This is a genomic window from Actinomadura geliboluensis, from assembly GCF_005889745.1.
GTDB classification, from domain to species: domain Bacteria; phylum Actinomycetota; class Actinomycetes; order Streptosporangiales; family Streptosporangiaceae; genus Spirillospora; species Spirillospora geliboluensis.
Genome location: NZ_VCKZ01000139.1, coordinates 1 through 19,995 on the forward strand (window position 1 = coordinate 1; position 19,995 = coordinate 19,995).

The following is a 19,995-nucleotide window of genomic DNA, read 5'->3' on the forward strand; positions in this document are numbered from 1 at the left end:
GCCGGGTACGGCCGAGAACCCGAGGTGTGTCGCCGCGCGCCGGCGTGGAGCGCGCCGCGAACGCCCTCGGCCGTACGGGCCGGGCCGCCGGGGAGGGGGAACGCGGGAAGGGGCCGCCCGGTGCGTCGCATCTCGACTCCTCCTGGTTCCCGACCTGGGACTTTGCCGCCCCGAGGATCTTTCGTTCACCGTGTGTCACGATCTCGTTGCGTTAGGTACCCGGCCGTCATGTGCGCGTAAACGCGCTCCGTGCAAAGAATCAAGATCGCGAAGTGGTCTTTGCCTCCGCATTGCCCGGGGCGGCCTTCCGGCATCCTTTGCGTCATGCCTTGCACCTCGTGCGGCGGGACGGTCGCCCCGGACGGCCACTGCTGGGACTGCGGCACCCGCCAGCCCGCCTACCGCGCCCACCTGGAGACCGCCACCCCCACCGCCGCCGCCGTCACCGACCGCGCCGGCCGCGCCGTCAACGCCGACGCCGCGGCCCTCGCCGCCGCGGGCCCGTGGAGGATCGCCGCCGTCTGCGACGGGGTCTCGATGTCGCCCCGCGCCGACCGCGCGGCGCGCGTCGCCGCCGACACCGCCGCCGCCGTGCTGGCCGCGCGCCTGCCGGGAGCCCTTCCCGAGCACGCCCTGGACGAGGCCGCTCTCCGCGCCTCCCGCGCCGTGGCCGCTCTCGCCGCCTCGGTCCACGCGGCTCCCGCCTGCACCTATGTCGCGGCCGTCACCGGTCCGGACGGCGTCTGGGCGAGCTGGGTCGGCGACAGCCGCGCCTACTGGCTCCCCGACGAGGGCCCGGGAATGGCCCTGACCGAGGACGACGTTGACGCGCAGGAAGTCCTGACGGCCTGGCTGGGCGCCGACGCCGGCGACCCGCAGCCGCGGACCCGCAGCTACCGTCCGCAGGGCGCGGGACACGTGCTCCTGTGCACCGACGGACTGTGGCGCCACCTGTCCGACCCCGCCGCCCTGCGCGCGCACTTGCGCGGCCACGCCCTGCTCGACGGCGCACGTGCCCTCGTCCAGTACGCCTTGGACGAGGGCACCCGCGACAACACCACCGCTCTCGTCATCCGCGTAGAGAGGGCTCAGCGCTGAACGAGCGCGGTCAGGAGCGGACGTCCTTGAGCCGCTGCGCGAGGGCCTTGTTCATCGCGTGGAACTGGGGCAGCGTCCGGTCGGTCAGCTGGCCTCGGACGAAGGGCACCGCGACGCCGCTGAACTCCTCGCTCTGGATGAGCCTGACGCGGCCCGGCGCGATGGGCTCGATGCGGAACCGGTGCTCCCCGTCGAAGACCCCGCCGGGGCCGATCTTGCCGATCCAGCGGAGCTCGCGGCCGGGGTCGGCCGCGAGAACGGTCGGGGTGAAGGTGGTGTCGCCGCCGGAGTCGCGCAAGACGTTGCGCAAGGTGGCGCCCTTCTCCAACCTGCCCTCGGAGGAGACGATGAACGGGTTCCACTGCGCGTAGGCGGGCAGGTCGGCCAAGACCGTCCACACCTGCTCGGGCGTGGCGTCCAGCTCGATCGAGGTGCGCAGCGTGAAGGGGCGCAGGTTCGTCCAGGCCGTGTAGCCCGCGAGGAGGGCGGCGACGACGGCGAGTGCGGCCAGGAGGCGGCGCCGTCTCCGGCGCGGTGCCCGCTCGCCGTGGTCCGGGCGGGCGGGGGTGGACGGAGCGATGGTCATGCCGGGTTCTCCTTCACGGGCAGGACGCCGCGGAGGGCGGCGTCGACCAGGTGTTCGGCGTAGGCGCGGTCGATGGGCTGGCCGGTGATCAGGAGCCGGTAGTACAGGGCGCCGGCGAGCTGGTCGAACAGCAGCGCCGGGTCGGCGTCGGGCCGCAGGTCGCCGCGCCGCCGGGCCCGGTCGATCAGCCCGATGGCCAGCGCGTTGCGCTGCTCGAACACGGCGCGGACGAGCGCTCCGATGTCGGGGTGCCGCGCGGCGGCGGCGACGAGCTCGCCCACGAGGCCGGACGAGGGGTCGCCGGGCGGGTGCCCGGGGCCGGCGCTCCGCGTCCGGTTCAGGCCGAGCGCGATCTGCTCCAGGTAGTCGGCGAGGTCGGCGCGGAGGTCGCCGGTGTCGGGCACCGGCACCTCGTCCTGCATCCGGGCGATGACGGCGATGGCGAGGTGGTCCTTGGTGGGCCAGCGCCGGTACAGCGTCGTCTTGGCGACCGCCGCCGCGCGGGCCACCTGGTCCACGGTGAACGCGGCGTAGCCGTGCGCCAGGAGCTGCTCCTCGGCGGCCCGCAGGATCTGCTCGTCGGCGCCCGGGTCGCGGGGGCGGCCGCGGCGCGGCCGTGCGGGAGGCATCCAGCCCTCCTTTCGATACGGTCGTTTCGTAATTCCACGGTAGCCCGGCGGGGCAGGATTACGCAACGCCCGTATCGAAAGTCGGCCTTGATCGCTCAGAGCGAACGTTGCTGCGGAAACAAAATGCAGCTCCGTTTTCTTGAGTGTGTATGACTCAACTTGAGGTTGGGTCGATGACGGACTTGGAGCTGAGCATGAGCGAAACCCTGACGCTGCCGGTGCTGCCCCTGGAAGACGGGGTCGTTCTGCCCGGCATGGTGGTCCCCCTGGACCTCTCCGAGAACGGCGAGGTGCGGGCGGCCATCGAAGCCGCGCGGGCGGTGTCCCAGTCCAAGGGCCCGGGCATCCGGTCGGCGGCCAAGCCGCGGGTGCTGCTGGTGCCCAGACTGAACGGGCGGTACTCCGACGTCGGCACCCTCGGCGTGGTCGAGCAGGAGGGCCGGCTGCCCGGCGGCGAGCCGGGCGCGGTCGTCCGCGGCGTGTCCCGGGTGCGGATCGGAACCGGGACGACCGGCCCCGGCGCGGCGCTGTGGGTCGAGGGCGCCGTGATCGAGGCGCCGCCGGCGTCCGGGCGGGCGCAGGAGCTGGCCAAGGAGTACAAGGGCCTGGTCGGCGCGATCCTGCAGAAGCGCGGCGCCTGGCAGGTCGTGGACGTGGTGCAGCAGATCGACGACCCGTCCACGCTGGCCGACAACGCCGGGTACGCGCCCTACCTGACCGACGAGCAGAAGATCGAGGTCCTGGAGACCGTCGACGTGGTCGAGCGGCTGGAGCTGCTCATCGGCTGGACCCGCGACCACCTCGCCGAGCTGGACGTGGCGGAGACGATCCGCAAGGACGTCCAGGAGGGCATGGAGAAGACGCAGCGCGAGTTCCTGCTGCGGCAGCAGCAGGAGGCCATCCGCAAGGAGCTGGCCGAGCTGAACGGCGACCCCGCCGACGAGGAGGACGACTACCGGGCCCGGATCGAGGCCGCGAACCTCCCCGAGAAGGTGCGCGAGGCGGCGCTGAAGGAGGTCGACAAGCTGGAGCGGTCGTCCGACGCCTCGCCCGAGGGCGGCTGGATCCGCACCTGGCTCGACACCGTCCTCGACATCCCGTGGAACGAGCGCACCGAGGACGCCTACGACATCGCGGGCGCCCGCGAGATCCTGGACGCCGACCACGCCGGGCTGGACGACGTGAAGGAGCGCATCGTCGAGTACCTGGCCGTGCGCAAGCGGCGCGAGGACCGCGGCCTCGGCGTCGTGGGCGGCCGCAGGAGCGGCGCCGTGCTGGCGCTGACCGGTCCTCCCGGCGTGGGCAAGACCTCGCTGGGCGAGTCGGTCGCGCGGGCCATGGGCCGCAAGTTCGTCCGGGTCGCCCTGGGCGGCGTCCGGGACGAGGCCGAGATCCGCGGCCACCGCCGCACGTACGTGGGCGCGCTTCCCGGCCGCATCGTCCGGGCGATCCGCGAGGCCGGCTCGATGAACCCGGTCGTCCTGCTGGACGAGGTCGACAAGGTCGGCGCCGACTACCGGGGCGACCCGACGGCGGCGCTGCTGGAGGTCCTCGACCCCGAGCAGAACCACACCTTCCGGGACCACTACCTGGAGGTGGAGCTCGACCTGAGCGACGTGCTGTTCCTCGCCACGGCGAACGTGGTCGAGGCCATCCCGGGGCCGCTGCTCGACCGGATGGAGCTGGTGGAGCTGGACGGCTACACCGAGCACGAGAAGGTCACCATCGCCCGCGACCACCTGCTGCCGCGCCAGCTCGACAAGGCGGGGCTGGAGGCGTCGGAGGTGGCGTTCGGCGACGACGCGCTGCGGCTGCTGGCGGCCGAGTACACCCGCGAGGCCGGCGTCCGGTCCCTGGACCGCTCGATCGCGCGGGTGCTGCGGAAGGTCGCCGCGAACGTGGCGCTGGAGAAGGCGGCGCTGCCGGTCGCGATCGGCGCGGCCGACCTCAAGGACTACCTGGGCCGGCCCAGGTTCACCCCGGAGGTCGAGCTGAGCCGGGGCGAGCGCCGCACCGGCGTGCCGGGCGTGGCGACGGGCCTCGCGGTCACCGGCGCGGGCGGCGACGTGCTCTACATCGAGGCGTCGCTGGCCGACAAGGAGACCGGCGACACCGGCGTGACGCTCACCGGGCAGCTCGGCGACGTCATGAAGGAGTCGGCCCGGATCGCGCTGTCCTACCTGCGCTCGCGCGGCGCGGAGCTGGAGCTGCCGGTCGGCGACCTGAAGGACCGCGGCGTCCACGTCCACGTGCCCGCCGGCGCGATCCCGAAGGACGGCCCGAGCGCGGGCATCACGATGACGACGGCCCTGGCCTCCCTGCTGTCGGGGCGGCCGGTCCGCGCGGACGTCGCGATGACCGGCGAGGTGTCGCTGACCGGGCGGGTGCTGCCGATCGGCGGCCTGAAGCAGAAGCTGCTCGCCGCGTCCCGGCTCGGCATCACGACCGCGATCGTGCCGAAGCGGAACGAGCCCGACCTCGAGGACGTCCCGGCCGAGGTGCTGGAGAACATGACGGTCTTCACCGTCAGCGACGTCCGCGAGGTGCTGGACCTGGCACTGGAGCCGGCCACCACCGCGGTGGCGGCCTGACGCCCGGCGGACGCCCTCGACGCACGGCGACCGCCTGACGCACGGCCGAACGCCCGCGCCGATCCGGCGCGGGCGTTCGCATGCCGGGATTCGGGCCCGGCCGTAACCCGGGACCGCGCATACTCCGGGACGGGGCGGGGACCAGCCGCCGGGTGTTGGTGGAAATGTGGCAGCCCGCGACGCCGGGCGAACGGGTCCCGTGGTACATCGTCGCCTTGCGCGTCCTCGTCGTCCTGGTGGCGCTGGGCCTTCTCGGCGTCTTCTTCTACTTCGCGTTCAGGCTCACGCTCACGCCCGTCCATGACAACGGCCAGGCCGGCGGCAACACCGACCCCGGCCGCTCACTGCGCTTCTACCTGGACCGCCCCACCAAGGAGGCCGTCTTCCAGATAGGCGGCAACCTGGCGCTCCTGGCCCCGCTCGGCGTCCTGCTGCCCATCGTCTGGACGACGCTGCGCGGCCCCATACGCCTGGCCCTCCTGACCGGAGTGCTCTCCCTGACCATCGAGGCAATCCAGGGCGCCCTGGTGGTCGGACGCGCCTTCGACATAGACGACGTCATCCTGAACGTGTCCGGCGTGGTCCTGGCCTACCTCTTCCTGGGCCGCCGCCTATCCAAAGCCCTCCGCGGCGCCTAGCAATTCTCGTCCTCGGCCTGATCGGCATCCTGATCCTGGTCGGAGGCAAGACCAGTGCCGCGTTCGCCTACCTGCGCCGCGAGATGCGCCTGGACCCCCGCCCCCAGCCGTGAAGGGCGGCCCGCGCCCGGCCTCGGCTCAGCGGGGGATCAGGTGGAAGACCCGTAGTTCGCGTTGGGCGCGTTCCACGTAGTCGTTGTAGACGGGCCAGACGGCGGTGAGGCGGGGCCAGACCTCCTTGCGCTCCCTGTCGTCCAGGAGGTGGGCGGTGACGGGGACGGTGCGGCCCTGGAAGCTGACCTCGGCGGCGGGGTTCTTGAGGAGGTTGCCCGTCCAGGCGGGGTGCTTCTCGCGGCCGAAGTTGGAGCCGACGACGTACCAGCCGCCCGCCGGGTCGGGCAGGCAGGCGAGCGGCGTTCGGCGGGGGAGGCCGCTCTTGGCGCCGGTCGCGGTGAGGACGAGGCTCGGGACGAGGAGCTGGCCGAGCATCAGCCGTCCGCCCGTCGCCCTGTGCAGGGCCCGGTCCACGGGCGGGACGACCTTCGGGCCCACCTTGGCGAACCATTCGGCGCCCGAGACCCGGTGGAAGACGGGCCCGAAGGTGCGCTGGATCAGGGTCGGCATCGGCTTCTCCTCGGCGGCGGCGAGCCGTCCGGCCCGGCGCGGGTTCAGGTGGCCGCTGCGCGCCAGCCACCGCAGCCCGTCGGCGACGGTCTCCTCGACGGGGCGCAGCGTGAGGTCGAGCGCCTCCAGGATGGGGCGGTCGTCGGTCGGGACGAGCGTGACCATGAACTCGGCCGCGTCGCGGGTGAGCGGGTAGTCGAAGTGGCGGACGCGCTTGGCCGCGTCCAGGGCCGAGCCCAGCGCGAGCATGGCGCGGGACGGGACGCGTACACGGCGGCACTTCACCCCGGTGAGGCGGTCGCACAGGTCGGCGTACTGCGGCCAGGTCAGGTAGTGCCCGCCCAGGACCCAGCGGCTCGGGCCCTGGCGCGCCTCGACGGAACGTGCCAGCGCCTCACCGAGGTCGCGAACGTCGATGACGGAGACGCCGCCGCCGGGCAGCGGCCACACTTTGCCGAGCGCGGCGGCGAGCCCCTCCATCAGGGCGTCGAGCGAGGGCTGGTCGGGGCCGCAGACGCCGCCCGGGTAGACGATCGTCACCGGTGCCCCGTCCTCCTGGAGGCCGCGCACGTAGCGCTCGGCCGCCAGCTTGGACCTGCCGTAGTCGGTGCGGGGGTTCGCCAGCGCGTCGCCCGCGGTGATGACCGTGCCGGACGGAGGGACGAACACCCCGATCGTGGACACGTGGATCACGGGGGACAGGCCCTGGGCGACGGCGCCGCCGACCACGTTGCGGGTGCCCCGGACGTTGACCTCGACCAGGTCGCCGGCGCCGCCGGTCACGCCGATCGCGGCGGCGGCGTGGACGGCGGCGTCGCAGCCGGTGAGGGCTTCGGACACCGCGTCCGCGTCCAGCATGTCGCCCTGGACGAGTTCCACGTCCTCCACCGCGACGCCGACCGTCCGGAGCACCCCGGCCGCCTTGCCGGGGTCGCGCACGAGCGCGCGCGGGCGGTGCCCGGCGGCGAGGAGGGCGCGGACGGTGTGGGAACCGACGAACCCCGAGGCGCCGGTGACGAAGATCCGCATGGGGACAAACTAGCGCTTGGTCCGACCTGGGCGACAGCCCGTTCGCGGCGTCGGGTCAGCGTAGCGCCGGTATTTTCGGACGCCTTCATTACCGGCCGGGGGACGGTACGCCGTTGACGCCGCTGGAACGGTCCAGCGACACTCGTGACGCACCTGACCGCCGACCGGGAGGGGATCGATGAGGATCGGACTGGCCGGCGCGGGGCGCATCGGCGCGCGCCACGCCGCCGCTCTCCGCGCACTGCCCGAGGTGGACGCCCTGCTCATCGCCGACGCGGACGCCGCCCGCGCGCGCGACCTCGCGGCCCGCCTCGCGTCCCCGGCGCGGGCGCTGGACACCGTCGGGGAGCTGTTCGAGGCCGGGCTGGACGGCCTGGTCGTCGCGGCCGCCACCGACGCGCACGCGGCCCTGGTGGCGCGGGCCGTGGCCGCGCGAACTCCCGTCTTCTGCGAGAAGCCGCTCGCCGCGGACGTTGATGGAACGTTCCAAACCGTCCGGGCGGCGGCCGCCGCCGGGGTGCCGGTGCAGGTCGGGTTCCAGCGCCGCTTCGACGCCGGGAACGCGGCGGCCCGGGAGGCGCTCGCGTCCGGGCGGCTCGGCTGGCTGCACACCGTCCGGTCGTGCAGCTTCGACCCGTCGCCGCCGCCCGCCGAGTACGTCCCGTCGTCCGGCGGGCTGTTCCGCGACTGCGTCATCCACGACCTGGACCTCATCCGGTTCGTCACCGGGCGCGAGGTCGTCCGCGTGATGGCCGCGGGCGCCAACCGCGGCGACGACTTCTTCCGCGAGTGCGGCGACATCGACACCGGTTCGGCGCTGCTCGTCCTCGACGACGGGACGCTCGGCGTCGTCTCCGCCACCCGCTACAACGCCGCGGGCTACGACGCGCGGCTGGAGCTGTTCGGCTCCAAGGACAGCATCGTCGCCGGCCTGGACGACCGTACGCCCGCCACTCCGCTGCCCGAACAGGACGCCGAGCCCCGGCCCGCCTACAGCGGCTTCATGGAGCGCTTCTCCGACGCCTACGACGCCGAGATCCAGGCGTTCGTGGACATGGTCGCCGGCCGCCGCACCAACCCGTGCCCGCCCGAGGACGCCCTGGAGGCGTTCTACCTCGCCGAGGCGTGCGAGATGTCGATGCGAGAGGGCAGGATCGTCGGCACCGAGGAAGTGCGCCGATGACCCTCAGCTCCACCACGGGCGACCCCGCCACGGTCTTCGACCTCATCACGATGGGGCGGGTGAGCGTCGACGTCTACCCCGACCAGGTCGGCGTCCCGCTGGAGGACGTCGAGTCCTTCGGCAAGTACCTCGGCGGCAGCCCCGCCAACGTCGCCGTGGCGGCGGCCAGGTACGGCCGTAGCGCCGCCGTCATCACGCGCACTGGCGACGACCCGTTCGGACGGTTCGTCCACAAGGCGCTCCGGGGTTACGGCGTAGACGACCGGTACGTCACGGCCGTCCCCGGGCTGCCGACCCCACTGGCCTTCTGCGAGATCTTCCCGCCGGACGACTTCCCGCTGTACTTCTACCGCTATCCGAAGGCGCCCGACCTGGAGATCCGCCGCGACGAGCTGGACCTGGAGGCGATCCGCCGGGCGCGCATCGTGTGGGGCACCGTCACGGGCCTCTCCCAGGAGCCCAGCCGTGAGGCGACCCTGGCGGCGCTGGCCGAGCACCCCGGGCAGACCGTCATCGACCTCGACTACAGGCCGATGCTGTGGGACGACCCCGCCGAGGCCCCGCACTGGGCAGGCCGCGCCCTGGAGCACGCGAAGGTCGCCGTCGGCAACCTGGACGAGTGCGAGGTCGCGGTGGGGGAGCGGGAGCCGGACGCCGCCGCCCGCGCGATCCTCGAACGCGGCCCGGAACTCGCCATCGTGAAGATGGGCCCGGACGGCGTCCTCGCCGCGACGGCGGAGGAGAGCGTGCGGGTCCCGCCGGTCGAGGTCGAGGTCGCCAACGGGCTCGGCGCCGGGGACGCGTTCGGCGGCGCCGTCTGCCACGGCCTCCTCGCCGGCTGGGACCTGCGGCGGCTCGTGGAGTTCGCGGGCGCGGCCGGCGCGATCGTCGCGTCCCGTATCGCCTGCTCGGCCGCCATGCCCGCGCAGGACGAGGTCGAAGCACTGCTCAAGGAGACCGGTTGACGTCCTCCCCCGCCTGAAGGCGAGGGATTCCAATCCGTCCCCTACGGAGAGAGGAGAGTGGGTTGAGGTTCGCGGTTCGCCGGCCGGGCCAGGGCCCAGCCTCCCCGCGCGGCCACCGTGCGTCCCACGGCGGTGTCTTTGATGTTGCGTGCGGCGTTGATGTCGGCGTTGGCCCGGTGCCCGCAGGCGACGCATCGGAACACCGCTTGGCTCTCGCGGTTGTCCGGGGCGCGGTGCCCGCAGGCGTTGCAGGTCTGCGACGTGTACGCCGGGTCGACCCGGACCAGGCGCCCGGGTGCCTTGTGCTCCAGGCGGGTGACCAGTTGTCCCCAGCCGTTGGCCAGGATGCCCCGGTTGAGCGCGGCTTTGGCGCGCACACCCGTGCCGGGTGCGTCGACGGTGCCGCGCGCCGACCGGGTCATGGCGGCGATATTCAGGTCCTCGACGGCGATGACGTCGAACCGGCGCGCCAGGTCCGTCGAGGTCTTCTCCACCCAGTCCTTGCGGCGGTCGGCCTCACGTGCTTTGAGGCGGGCGACGGCGGCCTTGACGCGGGCACGCCTGTTCGACCCCCGGCGCAACGCGACATGCCAGCGCCCGGTGCGGTCGCGGGTCACCCGGAACGACTTCACCCCCGGTGGGACGGGCCGGGACCAGCGGAACCGCACCCACCCCACCTTCGGCACCCGCACCCCACCGATACGGCGCGACAACCGCCGCACATCCCAGGCACGCCCGCGGGCACCGACAATCCGGAAACCCTCATGCACCCCCGCCTTGCGCCAGGTGGGGCGCCGGTGCGTGCCCGCGAAGAAGTTCGCCATGGCCTGCGCGAAGTCCTTCAGCGTCTGCTGCTGCACCGTCTGCGACCCCGCCGCCAGCCACCCGAACGCAGCCCGCGCCGCGGTCAACTGCCGGGCCTGCGCGGCATACCCCGGAGCCGGGCCCCGCCGCGGCGTCCACCACGCCTGCTGCTCCACGGCCAGGTTCCACACCGATCGGGCGTGCGAGCAGTGCTCCAGCAGCCCCGCCTCTTGGGCGGGGGTCGGGCACAACCGGTACCGGGACATGCCCGCACCATACCGACCGCCACCGACACAACCCGGAGAGTCATTGTGCCGCATCGTTCCGCGTTTCCTCCCCGCCCTGAAGGACGGGGTTTCCACGCTGTAGGAATCCGATGAACCACCATCTGCCCGCCGGCACCGCCGGAGAAGGCCCCTACGGGCTCGTCGTCACGCCCGAGTCGGCCGGCTGGACGCACTCCGCGCTGCGCGTCCTCGACCTCTCCGGCGGCGGCGAGCACACCTTCGGCACCGGCGCGTTCGAGACGATCGTGCTGCCGCTGGCCGGGTCGTGCACGGTGGAGTGCGACGGCGCGCGGTTCGAGCTGGCGGGCCGCGACGACGTGTTCAGCCGGGTCAGCGACTTCGCCTACGTGCCGCGCGACGCCCGGGTCACGGTGCGGGGGAGCGGCCGGTTCGCGCTGGCCGGCGCCCGCTGCGAGAACCGGCTGGAGCCCCGCTACGGCCCGGCCGAGAAGGTGCCGGTGGAGCTGCGCGGCGCGGGCGCGGCGAGCCGCCAGGTCAACAACTTCGGCACGCCGGACGGCTTCCCGTTCGCCGAGAAGCTGATCGCCTGCGAGGTGCTCACGCCGGGCGGCTGCTGGTCGTCCTTCCCGCCGCACAAGCACGACGAGGACCGGCCCGGCGAGTCGGTGCTGGAGGAGATCTACTATTTCGAGGTCGCCGGGGACGGCATGGGCTACCAGCGCGTCTACGGCACGGCGGAGCGTCCCATCGACGTGCTCGCCGAGGTCCGCACCGGGGACGCGGTGCTGATCCCGCACGGCTGGCACGGGCCGTCGATGGCGCCGCCCGGCCACGACCTCTACTACCTGAACGTGATGGCCGGCCCGTCCCCGGAGCGGGCCTGGCGGATCTGCGACGACCCCGCGCACGCGTGGATCCGCGACACCTGGTCCGGGCAGGAGACCGATCCGCGGCTCCCGCTGACCTCGGCGGACGGGCGCCGCTGACGCGGCGGGCGCGCGCCGCGGCCCCCGGACGGTGCCGAATTGTGAGCGGGATCGCGCGCACGCCCGCCCTCATCTGTGATCAACTCCTCACACCGACACATTCGGGGAGAAACGGAGAGCAGCCGATGAGAGGCGTTGTCGCGCGCGGGTCGACCCGGAGGCTCGCGGTCCTGGCCGCCGCTGGGCTGCTGGCGCTGAGCGCCTGCAGCAGCTCGGGCGGGAAGAAGTCCGAGGAGGCCCCCGAGGGCGCCGGCCCCCGGCTGAAGATCGCGATGGTGACCCACTCGGGCGCCGGCGACACGTTCTGGGACATCGTGCAGAAGGGCGCGAAGGCGGCCGCCGCCAAGGACAACGTCGAGTTCCTCTACTCGGCGGACCCGGACGGCGGCAAGCAGGCGCAGCTCGTCCAGGCGGCGATCGACAAGAAGGTCGACGGGATCATCGTCACGCTCGCCAAGCCCGACGCGATGAAGGACGCGCTGGCGCGCGCCGCCGCCGCGAAGATCCCGGTCGTGTCGATCAACTCCGGCGCGGCGGAGTCGGTGAAGCTCGGCGCGGTCGCGCACTTCGGGCAGGACGAGTCGATCGCCGGTGAGGCGGCCGGCACCGAGCTCGGCGAGATCGGCGCGAAGAAGGCGCTGTGCGTCATCCACGAGCAGGGCAACGTGGGGCTGGAGGCCCGCTGCGCCGGCGCGAAGAAGACGTTCGGCGGCGACCTGGAGAACCTGTTCGTCCAGGGCACGAACATGCCGGACGTCAAGTCGTCCATCACGGCCAAGCTCCAGTCGGACAAGGCCATCGACGGGATCCTGACGCTCGGCGCGCCGTTCGCCGCGACCGCCGTCGACTCGGTGAAGGAGACCGGGAGCAAGGCCAAGATCGGCACGTTCGACCTGAACAAGGACCTCATCGCCTCGCTCAAGGCGGGGTCCATCGAGTTCGCCGTCGACCAGCAGCCGTACCTGCAGGGCTACGAGGCCGTCGACCAGCTGTGGCTGCTGAAGAACAACGGCAACGTCCTCGGCGGCGGGCGCCCGGTGCTGACCGGCCCCGCGATCGTCACGAAGCAGAACGCGGGCGACCTGGAGGCGTTCGCGAACCGGGGGACGCGATGACGCAGGCGGTCGCCGAGCCGCCCCCGGTGGCCGGCCCCGGCTCCGACGAGCGCCTGGCCCGGCGGTCGCCGCTCCGGCGGCTGCTGGGCCGCCCGGAGCTCGGCGCGCTGCTCGGCGCCGTCGCGCTGTTCGTGTTCTTCTCGGCGGTCGCGGACGCGTTCCTGCGCGCCGGGTCGTTCTCGACCGTGCTGTACGCCGGCTCCACGTTCGGGATCATGGCGGTCGGGGTGTCGCTGCTGATGATCGGCGGCGAGTTCGACCTGTCGGCCGGGGTGATGGTGACGTCGTCGGCGCTCATCGCGGCGCTGACCTCCTACCAGCTCACGCTGAACGTGTGGGCCGGCGTCGCGATCTCGCTCGTGGTGACGCTGGCGCTCGGCATGGTCAACGGCATCCTCTACATCAAGACCAGGCTGCCGAGCTTCATCATCACGCTGGCCACGTTCTTCATGCTCGCCGGGCTGAACCTCGGCGTGACGAAGGCGCTCACCGGCAACGTCGCCAGCGACTCCGTCCGCGACATGGACGGCTTCGGCTCCGCCCGCGCGGTGTTCGCCTCCGACGTGGACGTCCTCGGCGTCAACGTGAAGATCACCGTGTTCTGGTGGCTGCTGTTCACCGCGATCGCGACCTGGCTGCTGCTGCGCACCCGCGCCGGCAACTGGATCTTCGCGGCGGGCGGCGCGGCGGCCAGCGCCCGCGCGGTCGGCGTCCCGGTCGACCGGGTCAAGATCGGCCTGTTCATGGGGGTCGCGTTCTGCGCCTGGTTCTCCGGGATGCACCTGGTGTTCGCGTTCGCGACCGTCCAGTCCGGCGAGGGCATCGGCAACGAGTTCCTGTACATCATCTGCGCGGTCATCGGCGGCTGCCTGCTGACCGGCGGCTACGGGTCGGCGATCGGCGCGGCCATCGGCGCGTTCATCTTCGGCATGACGAACAAGGGCATCGTGTACGCCGAGTGGAACCCCGACTGGTTCCGGTTCTTCCTCGGCGCGATGCTGCTGATCGCGACCGTGGTGAACCTGATCGTGCGGCGCAGAGTGGAGCGGTCGTCATGACGGACGCGAAGGCGGCGCCGCTGCTCCGGCTGGCCGGCGTCGGCAAGAACTACGGCAACGTCATCGCGCTGCGGGACGTCGACATGGAGGTGTCCGCGGGCGAGGTCACCTGCGTGCTGGGCGACAACGGGGCGGGCAAGTCCACGCTCATCAAGGTGGTCGCGGGCCTGCACCGGCACGACGCCGGGACGTACGAGGTGCAGGGCGAGGAGGTCTCCTTCGGCTCGCCCCGCGACGCCCTCGACCGGGGCATCGCGACCGTCTACCAGGACCTCGCGGTCGTCCCGCTGATGCCGGTCTGGCGGAACTTCTTCCTCGGCTCGGAGAAGCGCAAGGGCTTCGGCCGGCTGGACATCGGGTTCATGCGCAGGACCGCCCACGCCGAGATGGCCGCGATGGGCATCGACCTGCGCGACGTCGACCAGCCCATCGGGACGCTGTCGGGCGGCGAGCGCCAGTGCGTCGCGATCGCCCGCGCCGTCTACTTCGGCGCCAAGGCCCTCGTCCTGGACGAGCCGACCGCCGCGCTCGGCGTGAAGCAGGCCGGGGTGGTGCTGCGCTACGTCCTCCAGGCGCGCGAGCGGGGCCTCGCGGTCGTGTTCATCACCCACAACCCGCACCACGCCTACCCGGTCGGGGACCGCTTCCTGATCCTCAACCGGGGCCGCAGCATCGGCTACCGCACCAAGGACGCGATCACCCGGGAGGAGCTGACCGGCCTCATGGCGGGCGGCGCCGAACTGGAGGAGCTGGCCCACGAACTGGACGCGGCGGCCTCCCCGGCCTCCCCGCCCTCCGAGGCCGACGCCTAGCGGACGGCGCGAGGGTCAGGCGGGGGCGAGCCAGGCGCGGCACAGCCACCAGGCGTTGACGCCGCCGAAGGTGTCGGACGTGTCGATGCCGGTGGCCTCCGCGAACCGCCGGACCCTGTTCCGCACCGTGTTGGGGTGCACGAACAGGGCCTCCGCGGCGGCGGTCACGTCGCGGCCCGCCTCCAGCCAGGCGCACACCGCGCGGGCGACCGGCCCGGCGCTCGCGCCGAGGTCCGCGCGGGCCGCCCGGTACCGGTCGAGCAGGGCGGAGGCGAGGTCGGTGCGGTCGGCCGCCGCCGCGACCACGGCCACCTCGGCGATGTGCACCACCCCGGTCCGCCCGGTCGCCTCGGCGGCGGCGAGCGCGGAGACGGCGAGGCGGCGCGCGGCGGCCAGGTGCTCCGCCTCGGCCGGCCCCGCGAGCCCGGCCGGCGCCGCCCCATCACCGGCCGGCGCCGGCGGCGCGGCCGTCACCGTGAACAGCAGCCCGTCCAGCAGCGCGGACAGCGCCGGCGGCCGGACGGGCGGCGGGTGCCCGCGGCCGGCGCCGGCCGGGCGGGCGGCCAGCACCCACAGCGCGCCGCCGGCGGGCAGGCCCGCCTCGGCGGCGGCGAGCGCCGCGGCCGAGCCGCCGTCCAGCAGGCGCCGCAGCCGGACCGCGTCCCGCTCGCCCCGGCCGGGCCCGGCTCCGGCCCGCGCCTCCGCCAGCGCCTCGCGGTGCGCCCGGATCAGCCGGGACCGGACGGCCTCGGCCCAGTCGTCGTACAGCTCCCGCGCGTCCAGCAGCAGCGCCGCGCCGACGCCCTCGGCGGCGGCGACCTCCCGGACCCGCGCCCAGATCCCGCGCTCGGCGACGTGGATCGCGCTCAGCACCGCCTCGACCGGCACGCCCTGCCGGGCGCGGGTCACGCCGAGCTCCGCGACGAACGCCAGCTCGCCCTCGGTCGGCCCGCGCCGCGCCGCGATCGCGCGGGTGGCGGCCGCGAGCAGCGCGCGGGTGTGCCCGGCGATGTCGGCGGGCGGCAGGACCGACATCTCGCGCACCACCGACGTCACCCCGGCGACCACGGACGGCAGCAGATCCTCCTCGCGGGAGATCCGCTCGATGAGGTCCATCACGGGCGCCCAGCCGGCATCGCTCTGGTTCATGGCCCGATTGTGGTGCGCCACAACCCCGGCCGCCAAATGCGTGCCGTCCTCCATGTTCGCGGGCGCGGGCGGTTCCTAGGGTTGGAGGCCACCACAAGCGGACGCGTCGTTTCCAGGAGTGCCCTCATGACCTCTGCCCGCCGTGTCGCCGTGATCGGCGCCGGACCGGCCGGCCTCGCGACCGGCAAGGCCCTGCGCGACGCGGGCGTGGAGGCCGTGCTCTACGAGCGGGGCGACCGCGCGGGCGGGCTGTGGGCGCGCGGCGCCGGCCTCTCGCCCGCCTACGCGTCCCTGCACCTCAACACCAGCAAAAGCCGGACCGAGTTCGCCGACTTCCCGATGCCCCGGCACTGGCCCGACTACCCGTCCGCCGACATGGTCGGCGGCTACCTCGCGGACTACGCGGAGCGCTTCGGGATCGTCTCGCACATCCGCTTCGACAGCCCCGTCGCGTCCGTGGCGCGGGACGGCGCGGACGGCCCGTGGGCGGTGACCACCGAGGCCGGCGACACCGCCCGGTACGACGCCGTGGTGGTCGCCAACGGCCACAACTGGGACCCCCGGTGGCCCGACCCCGCGCCGCCCGGCGAGTTCGCCGGCGCGCAGATGCACGCGCACGCCTACCGCGACGCCGAGCAGTTCCGCGGCAGGCGCGTGCTCGTCGTCGGCATGGGGAACTCGGCCATGGACATCGCCGTGGACGCCTCGCACGTCGCCGCCGGCCCGGTGCTGCTGGCGGCGCGGCGCGGCGTCCACATCGTCCCGAAGTACCTGTTCGGACGGCCGTCCGACGCGACCGGCGGCGCCCTCGCCGCGCTGCCGTGGCGGGTCAGGCAGCGCGTCGCCGAGACGATGCTGCGGCTCGCCGTCGGCCGCCCGCAGGACTACGGCCTCCCCGCGCCGGCGGGAGGCCTGTTCCAGAACCACCCCACGATCAGCGACACGATCCTGCACCGCCTGACCCACGGCGAGGTGGCGCCGCGGCCGGGCATCGAGCGCTTCGACGGGGACGCGGTCGTGTTCACCGACGGCACCGCCGACCCCGTGGACGTGGTCGTCTGGGCGACCGGCTACCGGGTGAGCATCCCGTTCCTGTCCCGCGAGCTGGTGGGCGCCGACCCCGAGCGGCTCCCGCTCTACAAGCGCGTCTTCCACCTGGACGAGCCGGGCCTGGCCTTCGTCGGGCTCATGCAGTCCACGGGCGCCGCGCTGCCGATCGTCGAGGCCCAGGCCAAGCTGGCGGCGGCCTACTTCGCCGGCGCCTACGCGCTGCCGCCTCCGGCGCAGCGGCGGCGCGCGGTCGCCCGCGCCCTGCGCGCCGCGACCGAGCGGTGGGGCGACCGGCGCCCCATGATGCGCGTCGACTTCGACCAGTACGTGGCCGAGCTGCCCCGCGAGCTGAAGGCCGGCCGCGCCCGGCTCGCGCGGGGCGGCGCCCGGCCGTTCACCCCGGCGCACCGCGAGGAGACACCCGCATGAGCACACCCCGCCCGTCCGGCGGCCGCGACCCGCGCGGCCTGCGGGTCCTCGTGACCGGCGCGTCCGGCACGTTCGGCCGCGCCATCTGCGCCCGGCTGAGCGGCGGCGGCGCCCGCGTCGTCGGCCTGGACCTCGCGCCCCGGCCGGACGACCCGGTCGAGGTCCTCGCCTGCGACATCACCGACGACGACGCGGTGCCCGCCGCCGTGGCCGCGGCGATCGAGCGGCTCGGCGGCCTCGACCTGCTGATCAACAACGCCGGGATCGGCGGGCCCGCCCCGGCCGAGCTGCCGCCCGGCGACGAGGTCCGCCGCCAGCTCGACATCAACCTGCTCGGCGCCTGGCGGGTGACGTCGGCGTGCGTGGACGCCCTCGTCGAGTCGCGGGGACGCGTCGTCATGCTGTCGTCCCGCATGGCCGTCATGCAGCTGCCCCTGGCCGCCGCGTACGGCGCGTCCAAGCGGGCGCTCGTCGCCTACGCGGACGCGCTGCGCATGGAGATCGGCACCCACGTCGGCGTGACGTGCGTGTACCCGTCGGCGGTGCGCAGCCCGATCCACGACTCGACCGCCGCCGCGGGGCTGTCCCTGGAGGGCGTGAGCGTCTACGAGCCGCTGGACGGCGTGGTGGACGCGGTGCTGCGCGCCGCCCTGTCCCGCCGCCCCCGCCGGGACGTGACGACGACCCGGCGCGGCGCCGTCGAGTTCTTCCTCGCCCGGCACCTGCCCGCGCTGACGGACCGGATCGTCGCCCGCACGTTCGCCGGGCGCGTCCGCTCGGGTGCGTTCGCGGGCGCGGAGCTGGCGGCCGGCGTCGTCCGCCGGCACGCGGGCCGCCGGTGAGCCGCCGGTGAGCACCGCCGCGCAGGCGCCGCCCGGCGCCGGGGCCCGGCCCCGCGGCCGCGACCTCGCCGGATACGCCGCCGGGTCGCTCGGCATGGGCGTGTGGGTCACCGTCCCCGGCCTGCTGCTGCTGTACTTCATGACGCACACGCTCGGCGTGCCGCCCGCCCTCGCCGGGCTGACACTGCTGCTGCCGAAGATCATCGACGCGGTCGCGCACCCGCTGTTCGGGACGCTGTCGGACCGGCAGGCGCGCCGCGCCGGGCACCGCCGCGGCATGCTGCGCTGGGGGCTGCTCCTCGCGGTCGCCTGGATCGGGCTGTTCTCGGTGCCGGGCGGCCTCTCCGGCTGGTCGGCGGCGCTGTGGGTCGGCTGCTTCTACATCGCCGGGAACGTGCTGTACGCGTGCTTCCAGGTGCCGTACCTGACGACGCCGTCCGACCTGCGGATCGGCTACCACGAGCGCACCCGCGTGTTCATGTACCGGATGCTGCTGCTCACCGTGGGCCTGCTCGGCGCCGGGGTCGCGGCCCCGGCGCTGGTGTCGGCGGGCGGGCGCGGCGACTACGCGCGGATGGCGGTGCTGCTCGCCGGGGTGCTCGTCGCCACCGGCGCCGTCGCCGTCGTCTTCGTCCGCCGGCTCACCGACCGGTGCGGGTTCCGGGTCCCGGACGGGCAGGGCCACTCCGTCCTCGCCGACGTCCGGATCGCGTGGCGGGACCGCGAGTTCCGGGCGCTGGTGCTGTCCTACCTGTTCACCGGCGTCACGACGCACCTGTTCCTCGCCGCGGTGCCGTTCTACACCGAGTACGTGCTGGACGACGAGGGCCTCACCGCCGTGCTCATGGGCGCCTTCCTCGTCCCGGCCGCGATCGCCGGGCCCGTCTGGACGCGGGTGTCGCGGCGGACCGGCAAGCAGCGCGCGCTGCTGTTGTGCCAGGGCGCGTTCGTCCTCGGGCCGCTCGCCCTGTGGCCCGGGGACATGCTGGGGCTGCCCGCCACCGCCGCCGTCATCGCCGTGCTCGGCGTCGCCTTCGCCGGCCTCCAGCTCTTCGCGTTCTCGATGGTCCCGGACGTGGTGGCCGCCGCCGAGTCGCGCGGGACGGCGCGCGCCGGCGCCTACACCGGCGTCTGGACGGCGACCGACGCGACCGGTACCGCCATCGGCCCGTACGTGTACTCCGCCGCCCTCGCGCTCGGCGGCTTCGTCTCCACCACCGAGGGCCGCGCCGTCGCGCAGCCGGACTCGGCGCTGCTGGCCCTCCTCATCGGCGTGACCGTCGTCCCCGCCGCGCTGATGGCGGTCGCCGTCGTGTTCCAGCGCCGCTTCTCCCTCGACCGCGCGCACGCGGACGCGCCCGAGCCCGCGCGGTAGCGGCGCCTGTCAGGACCACTCAGCGCCCGTCAGGACCACTCCGCCTTCGCGAGGATCTTGTCGAGGCCCGGGGTGTCCCACTCGTCCAGGATGAGGAGCCGGGGCTGCGCCAGGTACCAGTACCGCTGGACGAAGGACGGCCCGGCGGGCTGGAACTGCCTGGCGCCGGTCAGGAAGAGGCACCGGAGGCGCCATTCGCGGTACTGGGCCTGCCGCGACCCGACGGCGGCGGTCGCGGAGCGGGCGGGCCGCTCCCGGTCGGCCTCGGTGCCGATGCCGTTGAGGTCGCCCCGGCGCGGGCAGGTGCGGAACGCCTCGGTCTCCGGCCCCCAGGGGCGGTTCAGGGCGAACCTGCTCCAGCCGGTCTCGGTGTCGTTCGCCCACGGCTCGCCGATGACCAGGAACCCGGGGCAGTTGTTCTGGTAGATCCGGGCGTCGCGCCCCTCGGGCGGGGGACCCCCGATCGTCCGCGGGGAGCACGGGCCGGGGGTGCTCACCCAGTAGTTGCCCTGGGGCCTGCCCGGCAGGTTCGTCAGCTCGGTGCGCCGCCATCCCACCGGGACCGTGACCGAGAACCCGCCGAACGACATCTTTTGCCCGGACGGCGTCGGAGTGGCCGCGGCGGCGGCGGTGGTGTCGCGGTCGGGACGCGTCGCGGCGTAGACGCCGGCGCCGGCGGCGGCGCTCCCGGCGATCGCGGCGCCGGCGATCGCGACGCCCGCCTTGCCGCCGACCGCGGACAGGAACCCGCCCGACCCGGACGCCGCGCCGCCCGTCCCGGCGG

At 74.1% G+C, this 19,995-nt stretch carries 17 protein-coding genes and 1 pseudogene; 12 read left to right on the forward strand and 6 right to left on the reverse strand.

The window, feature by feature from the left end; all coding sequences use genetic code 11:
- Positions 1-324: 324 nt before the first annotated feature.
- Complete coding sequence (locus ETD96_RS19700; protein WP_138637936.1) at positions 325-1,098, forward strand: PP2C family protein-serine/threonine phosphatase; 774 nt, start codon at positions 325-327, stop codon at positions 1,096-1,098.
- A 10-nt stretch (positions 1,099-1,108) separates the two neighbouring features.
- Here ETD96_RS19700 and ETD96_RS19705 read toward each other — a convergent pair whose 3' ends face one another.
- On the reverse strand, positions 1,109-1,684 hold the full coding sequence (locus tag ETD96_RS19705; protein WP_138637937.1) for an SRPBCC domain-containing protein: 576 nt from the start codon (positions 1,682-1,684) through the stop codon (positions 1,109-1,111).
- Positions 1,681-2,313, reverse strand: a complete 633-nt coding sequence (locus ETD96_RS19710) for a TetR/AcrR family transcriptional regulator (RefSeq protein ID WP_138637938.1) — start codon at positions 2,311-2,313, stop codon at positions 1,681-1,683. Before ETD96_RS19710 ends, ETD96_RS19705 begins: the two co-directional genes overlap by 4 nt.
- A gap of 194 nt (positions 2,314-2,507) precedes the next feature.
- On the opposite strand from ETD96_RS19710, the gene lon reads away from it, so the two are divergent.
- A complete protein-coding gene (lon, locus tag ETD96_RS19715; protein WP_138637939.1) occupies positions 2,508-4,904 on the forward strand; it encodes an endopeptidase La in 2,397 nt (798 codons plus the stop codon).
- Positions 4,905-5,068: 164 nt separating this feature from the next.
- Complete coding sequence (locus ETD96_RS19720; RefSeq protein ID WP_138637940.1) at positions 5,069-5,542, forward strand: VanZ family protein; 474 nt, start codon at positions 5,069-5,071, stop codon at positions 5,540-5,542.
- A gap of 138 nt (positions 5,543-5,680) precedes the next feature.
- Here ETD96_RS19720 and ETD96_RS19725 read toward each other — a convergent pair whose 3' ends face one another.
- Positions 5,681-7,195, reverse strand: coding sequence for a nitroreductase family deazaflavin-dependent oxidoreductase (locus ETD96_RS19725; protein ID WP_138637941.1), 1,515 nt, complete (start codon positions 7,193-7,195; stop codon positions 5,681-5,683).
- 178 nt (positions 7,196-7,373) lie between these two features.
- On the opposite strand from ETD96_RS19725, the gene ETD96_RS19730 reads away from it, so the two are divergent.
- Together ETD96_RS19730 and iolC are read left to right on the forward strand one after the other, a co-directional pair.
- Positions 7,374-8,378: a Gfo/Idh/MocA family protein gene (locus ETD96_RS19730; protein WP_138637942.1), complete on the forward strand. Its 1,005-nt coding sequence runs from the start codon at positions 7,374-7,376 to the stop codon at positions 8,376-8,378.
- Positions 8,375-9,343 (forward strand): 5-dehydro-2-deoxygluconokinase, encoded by a 969-nt coding sequence (iolC, locus tag ETD96_RS19735; protein ID WP_138637943.1) that lies wholly within the window; start codon positions 8,375-8,377, stop codon positions 9,341-9,343. Before ETD96_RS19730 ends, iolC begins: the two co-directional genes overlap by 4 nt.
- A 41-nt stretch (positions 9,344-9,384) precedes the next feature.
- On the opposite strand, the gene ETD96_RS19740 is transcribed toward iolC, so the two are convergent.
- On the reverse strand, positions 9,385-10,413 hold the full coding sequence (locus ETD96_RS19740) for an RNA-guided endonuclease InsQ/TnpB family protein (RefSeq protein ID WP_138637944.1): 1,029 nt from the start codon (positions 10,411-10,413) through the stop codon (positions 9,385-9,387).
- Positions 10,414-10,523: 110 nt separating this feature from the next.
- Between ETD96_RS19740 and iolB the strand changes: the two genes are divergently transcribed.
- From iolB to ETD96_RS19760, 4 genes are all read left to right on the forward strand, one after another.
- Positions 10,524-11,381, forward strand: a complete 858-nt coding sequence (gene iolB, locus ETD96_RS19745; RefSeq protein ID WP_138637945.1) for a 5-deoxy-glucuronate isomerase — start codon at positions 10,524-10,526, stop codon at positions 11,379-11,381.
- A gap of 125 nt (positions 11,382-11,506) precedes the next feature.
- The gene (locus ETD96_RS19750; RefSeq protein WP_138637946.1) at positions 11,507-12,496 is read left to right on the forward strand and encodes a sugar ABC transporter substrate-binding protein; all 990 of its coding nucleotides are present in this window, start codon (positions 11,507-11,509) and stop codon (positions 12,494-12,496) included.
- A complete protein-coding gene (locus ETD96_RS19755) occupies positions 12,493-13,554 on the forward strand; it encodes an ABC transporter permease (RefSeq protein ID WP_138637947.1) in 1,062 nt (353 codons plus the stop codon). The genes ETD96_RS19750 and ETD96_RS19755 overlap by 4 nt, the downstream gene beginning before the upstream one ends.
- On the forward strand, positions 13,551-14,366 hold the full coding sequence (locus tag ETD96_RS19760; protein ID WP_138637948.1) for an ATP-binding cassette domain-containing protein: 816 nt from the start codon (positions 13,551-13,553) through the stop codon (positions 14,364-14,366). The genes ETD96_RS19755 and ETD96_RS19760 overlap by 4 nt, the downstream gene beginning before the upstream one ends.
- Before the next feature lie 15 nt (positions 14,367-14,381).
- Here ETD96_RS19760 and ETD96_RS19765 read toward each other — a convergent pair whose 3' ends face one another.
- Entirely contained in the window at positions 14,382-15,515 is a 1,134-nt protein-coding gene (locus ETD96_RS19765) for a helix-turn-helix domain-containing protein (RefSeq protein ID WP_138637949.1), read from the reverse strand.
- Positions 15,516-15,641: 126 nt separating this feature from the next.
- On the opposite strand from ETD96_RS19765, the gene ETD96_RS19770 reads away from it, so the two are divergent.
- The 3 genes from ETD96_RS19770 to ETD96_RS19780 are packed head-to-tail and all read left to right on the forward strand — an operon-like array spanning position 15,642 to position 19,211.
- Positions 15,642-16,994 (forward strand): flavin-containing monooxygenase, encoded by a 1,353-nt coding sequence (locus ETD96_RS19770; protein ID WP_138637950.1) that lies wholly within the window; start codon positions 15,642-15,644, stop codon positions 16,992-16,994.
- The gene (locus ETD96_RS19775; RefSeq protein WP_138637951.1) at positions 16,991-17,836 is read left to right on the forward strand and encodes an SDR family NAD(P)-dependent oxidoreductase; all 846 of its coding nucleotides are present in this window, start codon (positions 16,991-16,993) and stop codon (positions 17,834-17,836) included. Before ETD96_RS19770 ends, ETD96_RS19775 begins: the two co-directional genes overlap by 4 nt.
- 7 nt (positions 17,837-17,843) lie before the next feature.
- Positions 17,844-19,211 carry an MFS transporter gene (locus ETD96_RS19780; protein ID WP_240807888.1) on the forward strand — a complete coding sequence of 456 codons (1,368 nt, stop codon included), beginning with the start codon at positions 17,844-17,846 and terminating at the stop codon, positions 19,209-19,211.
- A gap of 29 nt (positions 19,212-19,240) precedes the next feature.
- On the opposite strand, the pseudogene ETD96_RS44895 reads toward ETD96_RS19780, so the two are convergent.
- Positions 19,241-19,995 (reverse strand): annotated as a pseudogene (locus ETD96_RS44895) (hypothetical protein); the annotation flags it as partial.

Coding starts and splice junctions, on each gene's coding strand:
- ETD96_RS19710 (WP_138637938.1), bottom strand. CDS start 2,313: ATGCCTCCCGCACGGCCGCGCCGCGGCCGCCCCCGCGACCCGGGCGCC.
- iolC (WP_138637943.1), top strand. CDS start 8,375: ATGACCCTCAGCTCCACCACGGGCGACCCCGCCACGGTCTTCGACCTC.
- ETD96_RS19765 (WP_138637949.1), bottom strand. CDS start 15,515: ATGAACCAGAGCGATGCCGGCTGGGCGCCCGTGATGGACCTCATCGAG.
- ETD96_RS19770 (WP_138637950.1), top strand. CDS start 15,642: ATGACCTCTGCCCGCCGTGTCGCCGTGATCGGCGCCGGACCGGCCGGC.
- iolB (WP_138637945.1), top strand. CDS start 10,524: ATGAACCACCATCTGCCCGCCGGCACCGCCGGAGAAGGCCCCTACGGG.
- ETD96_RS19720 (WP_138637940.1), top strand. CDS start 5,069: ATGTGGCAGCCCGCGACGCCGGGCGAACGGGTCCCGTGGTACATCGTC.
- ETD96_RS19750 (WP_138637946.1), top strand. CDS start 11,507: ATGAGAGGCGTTGTCGCGCGCGGGTCGACCCGGAGGCTCGCGGTCCTG.
- lon (WP_138637939.1), top strand. CDS start 2,508: ATGAGCGAAACCCTGACGCTGCCGGTGCTGCCCCTGGAAGACGGGGTC.
- ETD96_RS19740 (WP_138637944.1), bottom strand. CDS start 10,413: ATGTCCCGGTACCGGTTGTGCCCGACCCCCGCCCAAGAGGCGGGGCTG.
- ETD96_RS19755 (WP_138637947.1), top strand. CDS start 12,493: ATGACGCAGGCGGTCGCCGAGCCGCCCCCGGTGGCCGGCCCCGGCTCC.
- ETD96_RS19700 (WP_138637936.1), top strand. CDS start 325: ATGCCTTGCACCTCGTGCGGCGGGACGGTCGCCCCGGACGGCCACTGC.
- ETD96_RS19725 (WP_138637941.1), bottom strand. CDS start 7,195: ATGCGGATCTTCGTCACCGGCGCCTCGGGGTTCGTCGGTTCCCACACC.
- ETD96_RS19730 (WP_138637942.1), top strand. CDS start 7,374: ATGAGGATCGGACTGGCCGGCGCGGGGCGCATCGGCGCGCGCCACGCC.
- ETD96_RS19775 (WP_138637951.1), top strand. CDS start 16,991: ATGAGCACACCCCGCCCGTCCGGCGGCCGCGACCCGCGCGGCCTGCGG.
- ETD96_RS19760 (WP_138637948.1), top strand. CDS start 13,551: ATGACGGACGCGAAGGCGGCGCCGCTGCTCCGGCTGGCCGGCGTCGGC.
- ETD96_RS19705 (WP_138637937.1), bottom strand. CDS start 1,684: ATGACCATCGCTCCGTCCACCCCCGCCCGCCCGGACCACGGCGAGCGG.